The sequence below is a fragment of the Aureimonas phyllosphaerae genome (assembly GCF_900113065.1).
GTDB lineage: Bacteria > Pseudomonadota > Alphaproteobacteria > Rhizobiales > Rhizobiaceae > Aureimonas > Aureimonas phyllosphaerae.
This window is the reverse complement of sequence record NZ_FOOA01000003.1, coordinates 272,409-291,612: the sequence shown is the minus strand read 5'-3', so window position 1 is coordinate 291,612 and position 19,204 is coordinate 272,409. Positions and strand designations below refer to the sequence as shown.

Genomic DNA, 19,204 nt, shown 5'->3' with positions numbered 1-19,204 from the left:
CTCGTCTTGTGGGGCGCGAATGCGGCGAAAGGCCAGCCGTTCAAGCTTCGACCGGCCACTGCCGCAGTTCGGTCCGGCCGTCGTTGGCCGCGAAGGCGTTGAGGAGCGCGGTGTGGCGATAGAGCGGATTGCCGGTGACCTCGCGTCCCACCCAATCGGGGATGGAGAAGACCTCGTCGGGATCGCCGAGCTCGACTTCGGCCCAGACGAGGCCGGCCAGCGGACCGCGGAAGACGTCGACCTCCCAGAGGTGCCCCTCGTGGGGAACCTCGAAACGGTCCTTCTCGATGATCTGGCCGGTGCAGACCCCGCCCAGCATCTCTTCGGCATCGGCGACCGGAATCTCGTACTCGAACTCGCTGCGGCAGATCCCCGAGCGCGCACCCTTCACCGTCAGCCATGCCGTCTCGCCGTCGCGGCGCACCCGAACCTTGCCGTTGGCGCCCTGGCTGACCAGTCCGTCCCGAAGGGTCCTGACGCGCACCGCGCGGCCGCGCCAGGCATTGCCGATCACAAGAAACTTGCGCTCGATTTCGACGGCCATGAAGCCTCTTCACGCGATGCGGGACGCCCGTCGGCGGCCCGCAGATTCCGACCGGCGGCTCCCATGTCACCAAACGGGGCGGAAAGCAATTGTCCGCGTTATCGACCGGGGCAGCCCGACCCGAAGGTTCACGCGCCCCAGCCGACGAACCCCTTGATCTCCAGGAACTCGTCCAGCCCGAACTCGGCATATTCGCGTCCGTTCCCGGACTGCTTGTATCCGCCGAACGGCGCGCCCGCGTCCCAGGCGGGATAGTTGAGATAGACGTTGCCGGTGCGCATGCGCCGCGCGAAGGCGCGCGCCCGCTCCGGGTCGGCCGACTGGACGTAGGACGCGAGCCCGTAGACCGTGTCGTTGGCGAGCTCGGCCGCTTCGTCCTCGGTCTCGTAAGAGAGGATCGACAGGACCGGGCCGAAGATCTCCTCGCGGGCGATGGTCATGTCGGGCGTGACGTCCGCGAAGACGGTCGGGCGCACGAAGTAGCCGCGATTGAGGCCGTCGGGCCGGCCGGGACCGCCGGCCACGAGCCGCGCACCCTCCCGGATACCCGTCTCGATGAGCCCTTGAATCTTGTCGTACTGGACCTGGCTGACGACCGGGCCGAGCTGGGTCGAAGCGGCGTCGGCCGGGCCCACCTTGAACGCGTCGGCCGCCCGCGCAGCGATCGCGGCCGCCTCATCGTGACGATCGGCGGGTACGAACATGCGCGTCGGCGCGTTGCAGCTCTGGCCGGAATTGCCGAAGCAGCCCTGCACGCCCTTGGTGACGGCGGTCTCGAGGTCGGCGTCGGGCAGGAGGACGTTGGCCGACTTGCCGCCGAGCTCCTGATGGACCCGCTTGATCGTGTCGGCGGCGCCTTTGGCGACCAAGATGCCGGCCCGCGTCGAGCCGGTGAAGGACATCATGTCGATGCCGGGATGGCGCGACATGGCTTCGCCGACCCCCGGCCCGTCGCCGTTGACGAGGTTGAAGACGCCCCGCGGCAGGCCGGCCTCATCGCAGATCTCGGCGAAGAGGAGGCCGCTCATCGGCGCGATCTCTGACGGCTTCAGCACCATCGTGCAGCCGGCGGCGAGCGCCGGCGCGACCTTGCACATGATCTGGTTCATCGGCCAGTTCCACGGCGTGATCATGCCGACGACGCCGATCGGCTCGCGCGCGATCAGCGTCGTGCCGCGCATCTCCTCGAAGTAGTAGGTCTCCAGCGTCTCGATCATCTTGGCGAGATGGGCGGTGCCGATCCCGGCCTGACTGTTGAGCGCGAAGGGCAGGGGCGCGCCCATCTCGCGGCTGATCGCCTCGGCCATCTCCGGAAGGCGCGCCTTGTAGACCTCGAGAAGGCGGCGCATCAGGGCGAGGCGTTCCTCGCGGGTGGTCTGCGAATAGGACCGGAACGCGCGGCGGGCGGCCGCCACCGCACGGTCGACGTCCGCAGCACCGCCCAAAGCGATCTCGGCGAAGGCTTCCTCGGTGGACGGGTCGATCACCGGGAGGCGGGCGTCGGTCGCGGGCGCCACCCAGGCACCGTCGATGTAGAACTGCAGGGCGTGGTTCATCTCGGTCCCTCCCGAACGCGCGTCGGTAAAGGTGTAGAACCCCGCACGCTCCATGGTCCAGCCGGCTGCGGCGGCGGAACGCGGAAATCCCCGCCCGGGCTTCGGCCCGGACGGGGAGAGGGGACGCCGAGAGAATAGGGTTCAGCGGCGATGGCGGCGGGCGAGATCCACGAGGATCGCGATGAGCACCACGAGGCCGACGATCACGCGCTGCCAGAAGCCGGACACGTTGAGAAGGACGGTGCCGTTGGCAAGCATCGCCAGAAGCAGGGCACCGAGTGCCGTGCCGACGATCGTGCCCTGGCCGCCGCGAAGGCTCGTGCCGCCGATGATCGCGGCCGTGATCGCCTGCAGCATCCAGCCTTCACCGACGGACGGCTGGCCGGCATCCATGCGGCTCGCATAGAGCATGCCGGCCATGGCGGCGAACATGCCGGCGAGGCCGTAGACGAGGAGCTCGACACGGCGGATGCGGATGCCGACCAGCACCGCGGCGTCGCGATTGCCGCCGATCGCGAAGATGTTGCGGCCGAACTTGGTGTTGCGCAGCACCCAGATCAGGATCGCCGCCGAGACGAGGAAGAACCAGACCGGCACCGGCAGGCCGAGAAGCTCGCCCTGACCGAAGACGCGGAAGCCGGCCCCGAGCGGGCGGATCGGGTAGCCCTCGGTGATGACGAGCGTCATGCCCGCGAAGATCTCGCCCGACGCCAGCGTCACGATGAACGGGTTGAGCTTGAGATAGGCGATGAAGAAGCCGTTCACGAGACCGAGGCAGAGGCCGAACAGGCAGGCGAGCGGGATCACCAGCCAGGGATGGACGCCAAGCGAGGTCAGCATCAGCGAGCCGACGATCGCCGAGAGACCGGCGGCCGCGCCGACCGACAGGTCGATGCCGCCAAGAAGGAGCACCAGCGTCTGGCCGAGCGCCACGAGGCCGACGAAGGCGGCGGCGCGCGCCACGACCGTCAGGTTGTAGGCCGACAGGAAGTTCGGCGCGGCGATCGACAGGATGATGGCAAACAGCCCCAGCGCGATCAGGATGCCGCTCGCCTCCCAGCCCTTGAAGCGGGACCAGAGGGAGGGGGCGGCGGCGGAGCGGGCCCGCGCGGGAGACCCAAGAGCGGTGTTGGTCATGGCTCGGGTTGCCTTTCGGTCGGGAGACGGGCGGTCGATAAGCGGCGCTGGCGTCGCGCCTTCAGCTCATGGCGAGACGCAGCAGCGATTCCTGCGTCATGTCCTCGGTGCGCGGGGTGCCCTTCACGCGGCCCTCGTGCATGACGAGGATGCGGTCGGAGACGTTCAGCACCTCCTCCAGCTCGGAGGAGATGTAGACGATCGACAGGCCCGCCGCCGTCAGGCTGTCGAGGACGCCCTGGATCTCGGATTTCGCGGCGACGTCGATGCCGCGCGTCGGCTCGTCGAGGATCAGGATCTTCGCGTTCTTGGCGAGCCAGCGGCCGAGAATGACCTTCTGCTGGTTGCCGCCCGACAGGGAAGTGATCGGGTCCGACGCCGATCCGATCTTGATGCGCAGGCGGTCGACGTAATCGTCGACCGTGCGCGCCATGCCGCGGAAGTCCATCCAGGCCGGACCACGGAAGCGGTCGAGCGTCGCGATCGTCAGGTTCTCGGCGATCGAGAGGAGCGGGAAGATACCCTCCTGCTTGCGCTCCTCCGGCAGATAGACGAGGCCGCGCTGGATGGCGTCGGCGGGGTCCGTCACCGGGCGCGCGTCGCCGAAAATCTCGACCGATCCGGCCTTTGCCCGCGTCAGACCGAAGATGCACTTGGCCACCTCGGTGCGCCCGGCTCCGACGAGGCCGGAGACGCCCAGCACCTCGCCCTCGTGAAGCTCGAACGACACGTCCTCGAACTCGCCGGGGCGGGACAGGCCGGACACTTTCAGGACCACCGGACGGTCCTCCAAGCGACGCGGCGCATGCGTGGACAAAGCGACCTCGCGGCCCGCCATCAGCGCGACCATCTCGTGCTTGGACGTGCGCTTCGGGTCGAGCTCGCCGACATAGGTCCCGTCGCGCAGGACCGAGATGCGGTCGGACAGGTCGAGGATCTCGTCGAGGCGGTGCGAGATGTAGAAGGCCGAGCCGCCGGTCTCGCGGAAGCGGCGGATGAAGGCGTAGAGCTTTTCGGTCTCGCGCGTCGTCAGCGCAGCGGTCGGCTCGTCGAAGATCAGGATGCGCGCCTTGGTGGCGACGGCGCGGGCGATCTGTACCAGCTGCTGCTGCGCCTTGGACAATTCGCCCGCGCGGGCGTCGCCTGCGATCGTGTCGTCGACAGCATGGAGGTGCGTGAGGGCTTCCTCGCGCGTCGCTCGCCAGTCGATCGCCGGCCCGCGCGTGATCTCGGCGCCGAGCATGATGTTCTCGGTGACGGTAAGGGCCGGAACGAGATTGATCTCCTGCGGCGCGATGGCGATGCCCGCGCCTTGCGCCTCGCCGGGCGAATGGAACTGCACCGCGGCGCCGCCGACGAGAAGCTCGCCGGCAGTCGGGCGGAGCCGGCCGCAGATGATGTTCATCAGCGTCGACTTGCCGGCGCCGTTCTCGCCGATGATCGCGTGGACCTCGCCGGGGCGGATCGAGACGGAAACGCCCCTCAGGGCATGCACGACGCCGAAGCTCTTCGATACGTTTCTCGCCTCGAAGGCGGTGGCCATCGCGTCCATGTCAGCCTCTCCCTCGACCGGAACGAAAGGGGAGCCGGCGGACCGGCTCCCCGACCTCGCCTTTAGAGCTGGTCCTTGGTGATGAAGCGCGAGCCCGTGTTGTGGTCCATCGGGATCGTGTGGTTCTGGTTCATGGCGACCATGTACTTCACGGCCCAGTAGCCGATGTCCCACTGGCGCTGCGCCTTCAGCGCCGTGATGACGCCTTCCTTCACGAAGTCGACGGCCTCCGGCAGGTCGTCCATGCCGACCACCGCCACCGTGCCCGCCTTGCCGGCGTTCTGGACGGCGCGGGCGATGCCGATCGGGTTCGAGGCGTTGCAGCCGAAGAAGCCCTTGATGTTGGGATGGGCCTGGAGCGCGTTCTCGGTGAGCGAGACGGCTTCCTCCAGCACGTCGTTGTCGGGCTGCTCGAAGACGATCTTGACGTTCGGATAGGCTTCCAGCGCTTTCTTGAAGCCCTTGATGCGCTCGACGTGGTCGGTCGCGGTCAGGGAGCCGGAAAGGATGCCCACCTCGCCCTCGCCGCCGATGTGGTCGGCGAGATACTTGCCGAGGTCGAAGCCGTCGCCGTAGCTGTCCTTCTGGCCGACGAAGGCGAAGTCGGGCGAGCAGAAGGAGTTGAAGGTGATCGTGTTGACGCCGGCTTCCTTGGCTTCGGTCAGGAGCTGGACGTTGGTCGCCTGATCGAGGCAGGCGACGGCCAAACCATCGGGCGCGCGGCCGATATTGGCCTCGATGCGCTGGTTCTGGTCGGCGACGTCAGCCTGTGGGGGCTGGTCCCAGATCATGTTGATCTTGATGCCCTGCTTGGCAAACTCGTCCACCGCGTACTGGCCACCCTGGCGCACCACGTCGTACCACGGGTGGATCACCTTCGGGATGAAGACGAAGGTCAGTTCCTTGTCGATCGGCTTGATGAGGTCTTCCTGCCCCTCGGCCGAGGCCGGCAGGACCGCGCCCATCAGCGCGGAGCCGAGAACGAGGGTGGACCAGAATCCCTTGCGCATGTCGTCTTCCTCCCGAAAGGGGCGCCTCCCGCCCCGGACCCGAGCGACTAAGAGCCGCCGGACGCGCCGTCTTCCCCAGCGCGCCTGTCCCCTTCGATCTCGCGCACTTTCCGCCAACCGTCAATACATTTGATCTTCACGAAATCATTTTGTGCAACGCGTCGTCGAAACCGGGGAGGCTAGTTGATCTGAAGCAGCCCACCGTGACGGCGGAGGCCTCACTTATCAGCGCCACGTCCGCGCCAATCACTCTGAGCCATAAACATTTGCACTTTACAAAAAACAAAGTTGCGCGATACACCTCACCAGAGGCGCAAGGGATGCGCCGCTTCCCAAGCTCGGATGGATCGTGATGAAAGCTGCCCTCCTGCGCGCTCCCAACGACGTCCTGTTCGGTGATGTCGCGGATCCGACCCCCGAGCGCGGTGATCTCGTTCTCAAGGTTCGCGCCGCCACGATCTGCGGCACCGACATCCGCATCGTCTCGGGCCGCAAGACCATGGGCGTGCGCTACCCCTCGGTGCTCGGGCACGAGTTCTCCGGGGAGATCGTCGACGCCGGCGGCTCGTCGCGCTTCCGGGCGGGGGACGCCGTCTGCGTCGATCCGGCGATCGCCTGCGGACACTGCGCCTACTGCAAGCGCGGGCTCGAGAACGTCTGCGAGAACCTGACCGCGATCGGCTACGAGGTCGACGGCGCCTTCGCCGAATACATCCGCATCCCCGGCCGGGCGCTGGAGACGGGCAATGTCTTCGCGATGCCCGACGGCGTCTCGTTCGAGGAGGCGGCGCTCGCCGAGCCGCTCGCCTGCGTCATCAACGGTCAGGAGAAGGTCGGCGTCGAGCGCGGCGACGTGGTGGCCATCCTTGGCTCCGGCCCGATCGGTCTCCTCCACGTCAAGGTCGCGCGGCTGTCCGGCGCGCGGCGCATCATCGTGTCCGAGCCGAACCCGGCCCGCCGCGAGGCGGCACTGCGGGCGGGCGCCGACGTCGTGGTCGATCCGGTCAACGAGGACCTGAAGGCGATCGTTCGGGACGAATCGGGGGGCATCGGCGCCGACGTCGTGATCGTCGCGATCGGCGTGCCCTCGCTCGCCAACGACGCCCTTGGCCTCGCCCGCCTGCGCGGGCGCGTCTCGCTGTTCGCCGGCTTCAACAAGGGCGAGATGGCGCCGCTCGACGTCAACGCCATCCACTATAACGAGCTGATCGTCACCGGCTCCTTTGGCCTGACGCGCCTCCAGTTCGAGAAGTCGCTGAACCTCATCGCGTCGGGGCAGCTTGATACCAAGCCGTTCCTGACGCATCGTTTCGCCCTACCGGCGATCGGCGAGGCGCTGGAGACCGCCGCCCGAGGCGATGCCATCAAGGTCGCCATCGTATCCTGATCATGAGCACTGCTACTTCCCCCGCACGCCATTTCCCGGTCGTCATCATCGGCGCGGGGATCAACGGCATCGGCACGTTCCGCGACCTCAGCCTGCAGGGGGTCGACTGCCTGCTGATCGATCGCGGCGACTTCTGCTCGGGTGCGAGCGAATCGTCCTCGCGCCTGATGCACGGGGGCCTGAAGTATCTGGAGACGGGCGAGTTCCGGCTGGTGCGACAGTCGGCGGAGGAGCGCAACATCCTCCTGCGCAACGCGCCGCACTTCGTGACGCCGCTGGAGACCGCGCTTCCCGTGCGCTCCTGGTTCGGCGGCATCGTGCCCTCGATCAAACGCTTCCTTGGCCTCAAGGCCAAGCTCAACGATCGCGGCGCCATCATCACCAAGCTCGGCCTGACGATGTACGACGCGTTCGGCCGGCGCTTCCGCACCATGCCGGTGCATCGCTTCATCGGCGGACGCCGCGCCCGCGCCGAACTGAAGGGCCTCGATCCCGCGATTACCGCGGTCGGTCTCTACTACGAGGCCCGGCTCGACCATGCCGAACGGCTTGGCCTCGAACTCGTTCTCGATGCCCTGAAGGACAATCCGGGCAGCGAGGCGCGCAGCTACACGAAGGTGCGCTCGGCGGCCGGCGGCGCGATCGAGATCGAGGACGTCCTGACCGGCGCGCGCGAATGGGTGCGCGGCGACGTGGTGGTGAATGCGGGCGGCGCCTGGATCGACGGCGTCAACGCCGCGCTGGGCCTCAACACGCGCCACATGGGCGGCACCAAGGGCAGCCACGTCGTGGTGGATCATCCCGAGCTTCTGGCGGCGCTCGGCGGCCGCATGGTCTATTTCGGTTCGGCCGACGGCCGGGTGAACCTCCTCTATCCCTTCAAGGGCCGCGTCCTCATCGGCTCGACCGACATTCCCGTCGCCCATCCGGACGAGGCGAGGGTGAGCGAGGCGGAGATCGCCTACATGATCGGCGTCGTCTCCGAGGTCTTCCCCAGGATCGTCATCCGGCGCGACGATGTCGTCTACGCCTTCTGCGGTGTGCGCCCGCTTCCCAATGCCGATGTCGACGATCCCGGCGCGATCAGCCGCGACCATTCGATCGCCGAGGAGCGGCTGCCGGGCACCGACGTGCCGGTTCTCTCGCTGATCGGCGGCAAGTGGACGACCTATCGCGGGTTTTCCGAGGAGGTCACGGACCGCATCCTGCCGCGCCTCGGGCGAGAGCGCCGGGCCTCGACGGCGGAGCTTCCGATCGGCGGCGGCACGGCGTTCCCGAAGGACGCGGCCGGACGCCAGCGGCTCGTGCGCGAACTCGCCGAGACGGCGGGCGGGCCGGAGGCGGTCGGGGAGCGTCTCCTTCGCCGCTACGGCACGCGGGCCCGCCCGATCGCCGAGGCGATCCGCGCATCGGACGGACGCACGCTCAACGCCGCGCCCGACCACCACGTCGCCGAGATCGCCTGGATCGCGGCGAACGAGCAGGTCCGCACCGCGGACGACATCCTGCGCCGGCGCACCGACCTCGCCCTGTCGGGCCGGGTGACGCCGGTCCTCAGCGACGAGGTCGAGGCGATCCGCCTCGCCGCGGCCTGACATTCACACGCCCCGCCGGATCGGGAAGGGGTCCGTCATCTTCTGGGAGGAACGCGCGATGCGCTACGACTACGCTTCGATCGGCTTCTACACGTTCGACTGCCTCGGCCGCCCCGTGGGTGCCATCCCGCCGGGCGGCGGCACGCAGTTCATCGAGGAGATCGATCTGGCCGTTTCCGGCGCGGCGGGCGCGGCGGTGATCGCGGCGGCCAAGCACGGGCTGAACTGCCTTGCGGTCGGCGCGGTCGGCGACGACCTGATGGCCGGTTGGGTAATGGACCGGCTCGCGAGCTTCGGCGTCGACATCTCGACGATGCAGCGGCTCAAGGGCGTGGGCACCTCGACCTCGATCGTCCTGACGCGCGCCGACGGATCGCGTCCGGCGCTTCACATGAAGGGCGCGACCGGTGCCTTCGTGATCACGCCCGACATGTGGGACAAGGTGCTCGACGCCACGGTCGTCCATCTCGGCGGCGTCGGGCTGATGGACCACATGGACGGGGCCCCGAGCGCCGAACTCTTTGCCGAGGCGAAGCGCCGCGGCGCAATCACGACGGTCGACGTCTTCGCGGCGGCCGAGAAGGATCTCGACAACGTCGTCGGCCTCCTGCCTCACACGGACTATTTCCTGCCCTCGATCGAGGAGGCGCGCGTCCTGTCGGGGCTGGAGGACGTCGAGGACGTCGCGCGCTTCTTCCTCGACAAGGGCGTGACCTGCTGCATCCTGACGCTCGGCGAGAACGGCGCCTACTATCGCCATTCCAACGGCGACCGCTTCCTGATGCCGGCCTTCGATATCGAGATGATCTGCTCCTGCGGCTGCGGCGACGCGTTCAACGCGGGCATCGCGACCGGCCTCGTGCGGGGCATGGACCCCGAATCCATGGTACGGTTCGCGCAGGCGACCTCGGCGCAGAACGCGCTCGGGCTCGGCAGCCAGGCGGGCGTCACCTCCTTCGACCAGACGCTGGCCTTCACGAGGCGCGCGACGCGCACCCCGACGATCGCGGTGCATGGCGCCGCCCGGACGGCGGCGTGAGCCGCCCGGTCGCCCGCGTCTCCGACCTCGAGCGCTGAGCAATGGCCTGGCGCGCGCGCGGTGGCCCGGCGGGGCTGTCCGGACCCGCCGGCGAAGGGCTAAACCCGAGGGAGACGATTTCCTCGGGCGAAAGGCTGGCCGTGTCCTCCACCGACAGCGACGACATCAAGGCGCGGGCCGCCTGGCTCTACTACATGGAAGGGCTGACGCAGGATCAGGTCGCCAAGATCCTCGGGCTGACCCGCACGCGCGTCCTGCGCATGCTGGCGGCCGCGCGCGAGGACGGCACGGTCCAGATCCGCGTGACCTCGCCGATCGCCCGATGCGCGCGGCTCGAGCGCGAGGTGCGCGCCCGCTTCGACATGGAGCGTGTCGTGGTCGTGCCGGACCCGCAGGACGAGGCGCAGCTGCCCTCGATGATCGGCGCGGCGCTCGGCCAGCTCCTGCCTGATCTTCTGGCCGACGGCATGACGATCGGCCTCGGCTGGGGGCGCACGCTCTCCTCGTCGCTCCCCTTCGTCGAGCCGCTGGTCTACGCCCGGTCCACCACGATCTCGATGCTTGGCGGGCTGACCCATGTCAGCCTGTCCAATCCGTCGGAATTCGCCTGGCGCTTCGCCGACCGGATCGGCGGCGATTGCTACATGCTGGCTTGCCCGGTCTTCGCGCCGGACGGGGCGACGCGAGATGCGCTCCTCAACCATCGCGGGATCGCCGAGGTGTTCCGGCGGACGGACCGTCTCGACCTTGCGATCCTGTCGGTCGGCGACTTCACGCGTGACTCGATCTTCGTCCGCTACGGCCTTCTGGAGCGTGCCGACCTCGACAGTCTGGAGCGGGCCGGGGCTGTCGGCGACGTCCTGTGCCGCTTCATCGACGCCGAGGGGCGGGTGCTCGACCATTCCGTCAACGACCGGGTGCTCGCCGTCGACCCGCGCCGCCTCGCGGATGCCAGGCGCACGGTCCTGGCGAGCGGCGGCTGGTCGAAGTTTCCCGCGATCCGCGCGGCCATGACGCTTCTGTCGCCCGAAATCCTCGTGACCGACGAGCGCACGGCCGAGCGGCTGCTCGACGGCTGAAAAATGCGCTCCGGGCCATCTATGAACTCTTGTCTTCATGAGAAGACAAATGTACCTATGTTTCCCAAGGGAGGAACAGCGATGACGATTCTTCAGGTTGGCCTCGCGGCCGAACTCCAGGCCTACGCCGACAAGAACGGTCCGGTGACCGTCGGCCTCGCCGGTTCGGGTCAGATGGGCACCGACATGGTGGTGCAGCTGACCCTGATGCCGGGCGTTCGGCTGGGGGCCCTGTCGGAGCTGAACATCACGGGCGCGGAAGCCGCACTGCGCATGGCGGGCACCGACTTCGTCCACGCAGCCGGCACCAGCGACATCGACCGCGCGATCGAGGGCGGCAAGGTCGCGCTGACCGAGGACTACAAGGCGCTCTGCTCGTCCGGCCATATCGACGTCATCATCGACGCCACCGGCAATCCGAACGTCGGCACGCTGATCGCGCTGGAGGCCTTCCGCAACGGCAAGCATGTCGTCATGCTGAACGTCGAGGCCGACATCACGATCGGCCGCTTCCTGCGCGAGGAGGCCGCCAAGGCCGGCGTCGTCTACACCGGCGCGGCAGGCGACGAGCCGGCCGCCACGGTCGAGATCATCGGCTTCGCCCAGTCGCTTGGCTTCGACATCGTCTGCGCCGGCAAGGGCAAGAACAATCCCTTGAAGTTCGACGCGACGCCGGACGCCTACGAGGAGGAGGCCCGGCAGCGCAACATGAACGCGCGCATGCTGGTCGAGTTCGTGGACGGCTCCAAGACCATGATCGAGATGGTCGCCGTCGCCAACGCCACGGGGCTCGTGCCGGACGTTCCGGGCATGCACGGGCCCGCAGCCACGCGCGACGAACTGGCCTCGGTGCTCTGCACCAAGGAGGACGGCGGCGTCCTGTCGGGCACCGGCAAGGTCGACTACTCCATCGGCAAGGGTGTCGCGCCCGGCGTCTTCTGCATCGTGAAGCCGCGCCACGACCGCGTGCTGGAGCGCATGAGCGATCTGAAGATGGGCCCCGGCCCGAACTACACGATCTTCCGCCCCTATCACCTGACCTCGCTCGAAGTGCCGCTGTCGGCCGTGCGTGCGGTGGTGAAGGGCGCGCCGGACCTCATCCCGGCCGACCGTCCGGTCGCCGAGTGCGTGACGCTCGCCAAGCGCGATCTGAACCCCGGCGATACGCTCGGCAAGATCGGCGAGTACGACTACCGCGGCTTCGCCATGACCTGGGAAGGCGCGCGCAACGAGGGCGCCCTGCCGCTGGGCCTTGCCGAGCGGGCTCGCGTCATCAAGCCGATCAGGGCCGGCGAGAAGCTGACCTATGCCAACTGCGAGCCGGACGACAGCCTGGTGATCACCCAGATCCGCCGTCGTCTCGACCAGGCCGACGGGCGCTTCGCCACCGCGGCCGAGTAACCGGATCAGGAGAGACAGGCCATGTCCGCCATGCCCGAGGTTTCCGAGGTCGCCGACGCGGCGGCTCCGTCGCAGGGCCCGCGCGAGGGGGACAACCGTCCCTTCGCGTTCCGCCACTTCGAGCCGGCGGTCCTCCGGGACGCGCTGCGCCAGATGCATCTCATCCGCCGCTTCGAGGAAGGGGCGGAGGAGAGCTACATGCGCGGCCTGATCCACGGGACGATGCACCTGTCGATCGGTCAGGAGGCCTCGGCGGTCGGCATCTGTCTCCCGCTGACCGACACCGACCAGATCACCTCCACCCATCGCGGCCACGGCCACTGCATCGCCAAGGGCGCGGAAGTCGGCCGGATGTTCGCCGAGTTCTTCGGCAAGGAGACGGGCTACTGCCGTGGCCGCGGCGGCTCGATGCACATCGCCGATGTGACCAAGGGCAATCTCGGGGCCAACGGCATCGTCGGCGGCGGCCTGCCGATCGCGGTCGGCGCGGCGCTCTCCATGAAGATGCAGAAGCGGCCCGACGTCGTCGTCTCGTTCTTCGGCGACGGCGCCAACAACGAGGGCGCCTTCCACGAGGCACTGAACATGGCCTCGATCTGGAAGCTGCCGGTCGTGTTCGTGTGCGAGAACAACAAGTACGGCATGTCGGTCTCGACCGAACGCTCGACGGCGGTGAGGAACATCGCCGAGCGTGCGGTGGCCTATTCGATGCCGGGCGTGACGGTGGACGGCAACTCGCTGTCCGACGTCGCGGAGGCTTCCGTCGCCGCGATCGAGCGGGCGCGCCGGGGCGAGGGGCCGACCCTCATCGAGTGCAAGACCTACCGCCATCGCGGCCATTCCAAGAGCGACCGCAACCGCTACCGCACCAAGGAGGAGATCGACGACTGGATCTCCAAGGACCCGATCGGCCGCTTCGAGGCCGAGCTGATCCAGTACGGCATCGTCTCGGAAAGCGACGTGGAAGAGATCCGCGCCGGCGTCGAGCGCGAGATCGCCGAGGGCATCGAGTTCGCCAAGAACTCACCGTCGCCCGACCCGTCCGACGCGACGCGTTTCGTCTACACGGCTTGAACGGCTGAAGCAGCCGACCTCCCGAGGATTGTTCCGATGAGCGAACTTGCGAACGCGGCTGGCGGCCGCGAGCTTTCCTATGCCCAGGCGATCCAGGAAGCGATCGCCATCGCCATGGAGGAGGACCCCCGCGTCTTCATCATGGGCGAGGACATCGGCGTCTACGGCGGCGCCTTCCAGGTGACCGGCGACCTCGTCCACCGCTTCGGCGCCGACCGGGTCATCGACACCCCGATCGCCGAGCTCGGCGGCGCGGGCGTGGCGGTGGGCGCGGCGCTCACCGGCATGAAGCCGATCTATGAGTTCCAGTTCTCGGACTTCGCGACGCTTGCGATGGAGCAGATCGTCAACCAGGCGGCCAAGCTCCGCTTCATGCTCGGCGGCAACGTCTCGGTGCCGCTGGTCATGCGCTTTCCCGCGGGCTCCGGCACGGGCGCTGCGGCCCAGCACTCCCAGAGCCTCGAGGCTTGGCTCGGCCACGTGCCCGGCCTGAAGGTTCTGCAGCCCTCGACCCCGCACGACGCCAAAGGCATGCTGCTGGCCGCGATCGACGATCCCGATCCGGTGATGATCTTCGAGCACAAGATCCTCTACAAGTCGAAGGGCATCGTGCCGGAAGGCCGCTACACCGTGCCGATCGGCAAGGCGGCCGTGGTGCGCGAGGGCCGCGATCTCACGATCGTCGCCTCAGCCATCATGGTCCACAAGGCGCTGTCGGCGGCCGAGGAACTCGCCAACGACGGCATCGATGTCGAGGTCGTCGACCTTCGCACCGTGCGCCCGATGGATCGCGAGACCATCATGAAGAGCGTCATGAAGACCGGGCGCCTCGTCTGCGTCTACGAGGGCGTCAAGACGCTCGGCGTCGGCGCCGAGATCGCCGCGATGATCGCCGAGAGCGATGCGTTCGACTATCTCGATGCGCCGATCGTGCGCCTCGGCGGCGCGGAGTCGCCGATCCCCTACAATCCCGAGCTGGAAAAGGCGGTCGTGCCGCAGGTTCCCGACATCGTCTCGGCCGTGCGCGCACTCCACAAGAGGGAGCGTTGAGGCCATGCCGACCGAAGTGATCCTGCCCAAGGTCGACATGGACATGGCGACCGGCCAGATCTCGCGCTGGTTCTACAAGGAAGGCGACGCGATCAAGAAGGGCGAGCCGCTCTTCGAGATCGAGACCGACAAGGCGGCCATGGAAGTGGACGCGCCGGCGAGCGGGACGCTGCGAAACGTGACCGGCGCGGAAGGCGTCGACATCGCGGTCGGCGCGCCCGTCGCCTGGATCTACGCTGAGGGCGAGGCCTATGACGCCGCCGCGGCCGGCGGCTCGGTCGAGACGAAGGTCGAGCCCGATCCCGACGTCGAAACCGATTCCAAGCCCGCACCGGCCGAGGCGGTCCCCGCGGTCGCGCAGGCTGCACGGCCCGAGGACGCGAAACAGGGGGCCGAGGGCGAGCGCCGCGGCGTGCGTGCGACGCCGCTTGCCCGCCGGATCGCGCGCGAACGCGGGATCGATCTCGCCTCCGTGACCGGCAGCGGACCGCTCGGTCGCATCGGGCGCGACGACGTGGAAGCGGCGGCTGCCGCCAGGTCCGAGGTCAAGGCGCCGCAGCCTGCGGTCGCCGCGTCGAAGCCCGACAGCGTCGGAACGGCACAGCCGGCATTTTCCTGCACCCCGAAGACAGCCCCTGCCGCACGGGCCCCGGCGCCGGCCAACGATACGGCGACCCCGCTCGCCGTCACGCGTCTGCGCGAGGGTGAGGGCGTTCCCATCGTCCTCATCCACGGGTTCGGATCGGAGACGGCAAGCTGGCGTCCGCTGCTTGGCGAGATGACCGGGGGCAACCCCGTGCTCGGCATCGACCTGCCCGGTCACGGCGCGTCGCTCGACCAGGAGGCGGACGGGTTCGACGGACTGGTGTCGGGCGTCGAGGAGACGCTGATCGCGCTCGGGGTGACGGGCTGCCATCTCGTCGGCCATTCGCTCGGCGGCGCCGTGGCCACTTCGGTTGCCAGCGGCACGGCGACCGACGTGCGCTCGCTGATGCTCCTGTCGCCGGCCGGCTTCGGGCCCGACATCGACACCGGCTTCACCGAAGGCTTCGCCCGCGCGACCGCCGAGGCGCCGGTGCGCACCTGGCTGCGCCATCTCGTCGCCGACGCGGGCGCCATCTCCGACGGCTTCGTGCGGGCGACCGCGCGCGGACGGGCGGATGGCCGGCAGGCGGACGCGCAGACCCGGCTCGGCACGCACCTCTTCTCGAACGGCGCGCAGCACGTTTCGGTGCGCGACCTCCTTCCGCATCTCGCCATGCCGGTGAAGATCGTCGCCGGCACCGAGGACCGCGTGGTCCCGGTGCGCCATTTCGCCGGGTTGCCGGGGCGGATCGCCTTGCATGTTTTCCCGAGGACGGGACATATGCCGCAGATCGAGCAGAAGGGCGACGTTGCCCGCCTGCTTCACGAGCTGACACGCTAGTCCGTCGTCCGGCCGGCTTTCAATCGCCGCGCCGAGCCACAGGCGCGAAGGTGTCGCAAGGCCGCTCCGGTCCGCCGGGGCGGCCTTGCGCGTCCCGCGTTCGGGCGGCGACAAGGGGAGACCATCCATGGCCGAGTTCGACGGCATCATCTTCGACTGCGACGGCGTGCTGGTCGACAGCGAGGTCCTCGCCCGCCGCGCGATGCAGTCGGTCTATCGGCAGGCCGGCATCGAGGTCACGGCCGACATGGTCAATGCCGTGGTCGGGATGAAGATGGCCGACATCCTGAAGGGCATCGAGGAGAAGACCGGCCGCGCCCTGGATCAGGAATACCATCCGCGCTTCTGGACCGAGACCAAGGCGCTCTTCACGCAGGAACTCAGCCCGACGCCCGGCATCGTCGAATTCCTCGAGCGCTCGGACCTGCCGCGCTGCGTCGCCTCCTCCTCCGACCACGAGCGCATCCGCCACAGCTTGAAGGTCACCGGCCTCGATCGGTTCTTCTCGCCCGACGCGATCTTCTCCTCGCACGACGTGAAGCGCGGCAAGCCCGAGCCCGACCTCGTGCTTCACGCGGCAAGCCGCATGGGCTTCGACCCCGCCCGCTCGCTGGTGATCGAGGATTCGCGCTTCGGCATCATGGGCGCCAAGGCCGCCGGCATGGTCGCCTACGGCTTCCTCGGCGGCGCGCATCTCCTCGCCAACACCGGCGAGAGCCTGCGCGATGCCGGCGCCGACTTCGTCGCCCGCACTTATGACGAGATCGCAGCGGAGATGGCGCGCTGAAGGCTCGTCGGCGGTCTCACGACCTTCTAATCAGTCCGACGTTGCGGCCAACCATTCCTCGATCGCAGGCCGTCACAATGTCTTGGTGACGCGATTTCCCGGAAAGGGACGCGGGCCCCTCCTCAATCCTGCTGACATGGTCCTATTCTCTTGTCGCCGTAGCCGGTGACATAAGCTTCCGGATCAACCACAAACTCGATCCCATCGCCGTGAAACCCATCGCCCGCGAGGCCTCCCCGTTGCAACGTTGTGACCGCGTCGCGATCCGGGAAGTGTATTACGGCCTGCCTTCCGTTTTTCGAGAAGCTGATCGAAAGGGTGGGGTACCGCAACTCCCGTTCCAAATAGCAGTTGAACGTCTGCTTGCCGGTCAAACCGAAGGCGGGTTTATCACTGAACCAACCCGCCTGGATCAGGACGATGGCGGTACCTGCAAGCGCAATTCCGATGACGGCCAGAATGCCGATAACGACCTGTCGTAGGACGTGCGCCAATTTCTGGATCCCTCGAAGCCAATCAGACCGTTCTGATTGACCGACGTCTAAATCGAAGGCGCACAGATAGGTAGTCACTCCAGCCAGCCTAGGACCTCATTCGGCGATCAGATCTCCGTCACGCACTTCTTGGCGCGGGGGATGGAAGCGGCGCTCATGGAGAGCTCGGTCACGCCGTTCTGGACGAAGAAGGGGATGAGGTCGGGGCGGGCGGCGGCTTCGCCACAGACGCCGATCCAGATGCCGGCGTCGCGCGCGGCCCGTGCGGCCATGCCGATCGCGGCCAGCACCGCCGGGTGCTCGGTGCGGTTGAGCTTGGCGACGCGCGGGTTCAGCCGGTCTGCGGCCATCACGTATTGCGTGAGATCGTTGGTGCCGACGGAGAAGAAGTCGACCTCGGCCGCGATCTCGGCGGCGACGAAGACGGCGGCCGGCGTCTCGATCATGACGCCGAGCTCGAACGCGCCATGGGCGTGGCCGGCCGCATCGAGCTCGGCGCGGCATTCGTCGAGAAGGGCGCGCACGGCACGCACCTCGCCGACGTCGGCGATCATCGGGAGCAGGATCTTGACGTTGCCGACGACGCTTGCGCGCAGGAGCGCGCGCAGCTGCGGCTTGAAGACGTCCGGCCGCTCCAAGCACATGCGCACGCCGCGCCAACCCAGGAACGGATTGTCCTCGTGCTCGAAATCGATGCCGGCCACCGGCTTGTCGCCGCCGATGTCGAGCGTGCGGATCACGACCGGGTGGGGCGCGAAGGCTTGCGCGAGCGTCGTGTAGGTTTCGGCCTGCTCGTCCTCGTCCGGCAGCGTGCGCCGCTCCATGAACAGGAATTCGGTGCGGAAGAGCCCGACGCCCATCGCCCCGGCTTGTCTCGCCGCCTCGATCTCGGCGAGCGAGCCGAGATTGGCGGCGATCTCGATGCGCCGCCCGTCGCGGGTCTGCGGCTCCACCGTGCGGTAGGCGTCGAGCGCGGAGCGTTCTGCGGCCTCGCGCGCGATGGCGCCGGTGAAGCGGGCGGCCGTCTCGGCGTCGGGGTCGATCGCGACCTCGCCGCTCGATCCGTCGAGGGCGACCGTCCGAGCGGATTTCAGTCGTGCCTCGTCCGCGGGAAAGCCGAGGACCGCCGGGATGCCGTGGGCGCGTGCCATGATGGCGACATGGCTCGTCGCCGCGCCCTTGCGGCAGACGATGCCGCCGATGTCGGCGAGCGTCGCCTTGGCGAGATCGAGCGCCGCGATCTCGTCGGCGACGATCACCGCGCCTTTCGGCAGGTCCGCCAGCGTCATGTCGCGGCGACCGAGAAGCGAGAGGATGATCGCGCGCGTCACCGAGCGGATGTCCTCGGCACGGGCGCGCAGGTACGGATCGGTCAGCGCCTCGAAGCTCGCCGCGATCGAGCGCCCGGCCTCCTCGACGGCGCTCGGCGCATCCCGTCCCGCGCCGATCGCGCGGGTGACGGCGGCGATGAAATCGGAGTCCTCGGCGACTTCGACCAGCGCGTCGATGATCGCCGCGTCGTCCCGGCGCAGGCTCGGACGCGCACGCGCCTCCCGGAAGGAGGCGACGGTGGCGGCAAGGGCGGTGCGGTAGCGCTCGTGTTCGGGCCCGATCTCCTCCGGCGCGAGGGTGCGCGGCTGAATATCGAGGCTTCCGGGAAAGAAGGCGAAGGCCGGGCCGATCGCGGTGCCCTCGCTGGCCGGCACGCCACGGTCCGTGCGGGCGACGGATGGAGCGGGCGTCGGCGCGGCGGCGGGTTTGGGCGCCGCGGTCAGGTCGACGTCGCCGGCGTCGGGCGTCTGCAGGAAGGTCGCAAGGGCCGCAACGGCATCGGCCGCGTCCTCGCCATCGGCCCTCAAGGTCGCCTCGTCGTTCTCCTTCACGCCGAGCAGCATCAGCTTCACGGCGCTCTTGGTGCTGGCGCCCCGGCCGTTGCAGCGGATCTCGACGTCGCAGGCGAAGCTCTTGGCGAGCTTCACGAACTGCGTGGCCGGGCGTGCATGGAGACCGTCGTGGACGCGCACGACGACGGAGCGCTCGATCATGGCTCGAAATCCGATGGTGAGGGCAGGG

At 68.5% G+C, this 19,204-nt stretch carries 16 protein-coding genes; 9 read left to right on the top strand and 7 right to left on the bottom strand.

Going from position 1 to position 19,204, the window contains the following annotated elements:
* Positions 1–40: 40 nt before the first annotated feature.
* From BM175_RS06515 to BM175_RS06495, 5 genes are all read right to left on the bottom strand, one after another.
* Positions 41–544 carry a CYTH domain-containing protein gene (locus tag BM175_RS06515; protein ID WP_090960917.1) on the bottom strand — a complete coding sequence of 168 codons (504 nt, stop codon included), beginning with the start codon at positions 542–544 and terminating at the stop codon, positions 41–43.
* Between the two features lie 128 nt (positions 545–672).
* Entirely contained in the window at positions 673–2,100 is a 1,428-nt protein-coding gene (locus tag BM175_RS06510) for an aldehyde dehydrogenase family protein (RefSeq protein ID WP_090960914.1), read from the bottom strand.
* 141 nt (positions 2,101–2,241) lie between these two features.
* Positions 2,242–3,237 (bottom strand): ABC transporter permease, encoded by a 996-nt coding sequence (locus BM175_RS06505; RefSeq protein WP_090960911.1) that lies wholly within the window; start codon positions 3,235–3,237, stop codon positions 2,242–2,244.
* 61 nt (positions 3,238–3,298) lie between these two features.
* Entirely contained in the window at positions 3,299–4,789 is a 1,491-nt protein-coding gene (locus BM175_RS06500) for a sugar ABC transporter ATP-binding protein (protein ID WP_244545901.1), read from the bottom strand.
* Between the two features lie 62 nt (positions 4,790–4,851).
* Positions 4,852–5,799 carry a substrate-binding domain-containing protein gene (locus tag BM175_RS06495; RefSeq protein WP_090960908.1) on the bottom strand — a complete coding sequence of 316 codons (948 nt, stop codon included), beginning with the start codon at positions 5,797–5,799 and terminating at the stop codon, positions 4,852–4,854.
* A gap of 352 nt (positions 5,800–6,151) precedes the next feature.
* Between BM175_RS06495 and BM175_RS06490 the strand changes: the two genes are divergently transcribed.
* The 9 genes from BM175_RS06490 (at position 6,152) to BM175_RS06450 (ending at position 16,637) form a co-directional block, all read left to right on the top strand.
* Entirely contained in the window at positions 6,152–7,186 is a 1,035-nt protein-coding gene (locus BM175_RS06490) for a zinc-dependent dehydrogenase (protein WP_090960902.1), read from the top strand.
* A gap of 2 nt (positions 7,187–7,188) precedes the next feature.
* A complete protein-coding gene (locus BM175_RS06485) occupies positions 7,189–8,781 on the top strand; it encodes a glycerol-3-phosphate dehydrogenase/oxidase (RefSeq protein WP_090960899.1) in 1,593 nt (530 codons plus the stop codon).
* Between the two features lie 58 nt (positions 8,782–8,839).
* Complete coding sequence (locus tag BM175_RS06480; RefSeq protein ID WP_090960896.1) at positions 8,840–9,820, top strand: carbohydrate kinase family protein; 981 nt, start codon at positions 8,840–8,842, stop codon at positions 9,818–9,820.
* 140 nt (positions 9,821–9,960) lie between these two features.
* Complete coding sequence (locus tag BM175_RS06475) at positions 9,961–10,899, top strand: sugar-binding transcriptional regulator (RefSeq protein ID WP_244545900.1); 939 nt, start codon at positions 9,961–9,963, stop codon at positions 10,897–10,899.
* An 81-nt stretch (positions 10,900–10,980) separates the two neighbouring features.
* The gene (locus tag BM175_RS06470; RefSeq protein ID WP_090960891.1) at positions 10,981–12,300 is read left to right on the top strand and encodes an NAD(P)H-dependent oxidoreductase; all 1,320 of its coding nucleotides are present in this window, start codon (positions 10,981–10,983) and stop codon (positions 12,298–12,300) included.
* A gap of 30 nt (positions 12,301–12,330) precedes the next feature.
* On the top strand, positions 12,331–13,374 hold the full coding sequence (locus BM175_RS06465; RefSeq protein WP_090961288.1) for a thiamine pyrophosphate-dependent dehydrogenase E1 component subunit alpha: 1,044 nt from the start codon (positions 12,331–12,333) through the stop codon (positions 13,372–13,374).
* A 36-nt stretch (positions 13,375–13,410) separates the two neighbouring features.
* Positions 13,411–14,424, top strand: coding sequence for an alpha-ketoacid dehydrogenase subunit beta (locus BM175_RS06460; protein WP_090960888.1), 1,014 nt, complete (start codon positions 13,411–13,413; stop codon positions 14,422–14,424).
* 4 nt (positions 14,425–14,428) lie between these two features.
* Complete coding sequence (locus BM175_RS06455) at positions 14,429–15,850, top strand: acetoin dehydrogenase dihydrolipoyllysine-residue acetyltransferase subunit (protein WP_090960885.1); 1,422 nt, start codon at positions 14,429–14,431, stop codon at positions 15,848–15,850.
* 127 nt (positions 15,851–15,977) lie between these two features.
* Positions 15,978–16,637 carry an HAD family hydrolase gene (locus BM175_RS06450; RefSeq protein ID WP_090960882.1) on the top strand — a complete coding sequence of 220 codons (660 nt, stop codon included), beginning with the start codon at positions 15,978–15,980 and terminating at the stop codon, positions 16,635–16,637.
* 122 nt (positions 16,638–16,759) lie between these two features.
* On the opposite strand, the gene BM175_RS06445 is transcribed toward BM175_RS06450, so the two are convergent.
* Both BM175_RS06445 and ptsP read right to left on the bottom strand, forming a co-directional pair.
* Positions 16,760–17,209, bottom strand: a complete 450-nt coding sequence (locus BM175_RS06445) for a hypothetical protein (protein ID WP_139224574.1) — start codon at positions 17,207–17,209, stop codon at positions 16,760–16,762.
* 29 nt (positions 17,210–17,238) lie between these two features.
* Positions 17,239–19,176: a phosphoenolpyruvate--protein phosphotransferase gene (gene ptsP, locus BM175_RS06440; protein ID WP_210284017.1), complete on the bottom strand. Its 1,938-nt coding sequence runs from the start codon at positions 19,174–19,176 to the stop codon at positions 17,239–17,241.
* Positions 19,177–19,204 lie beyond the last annotated feature (28 nt).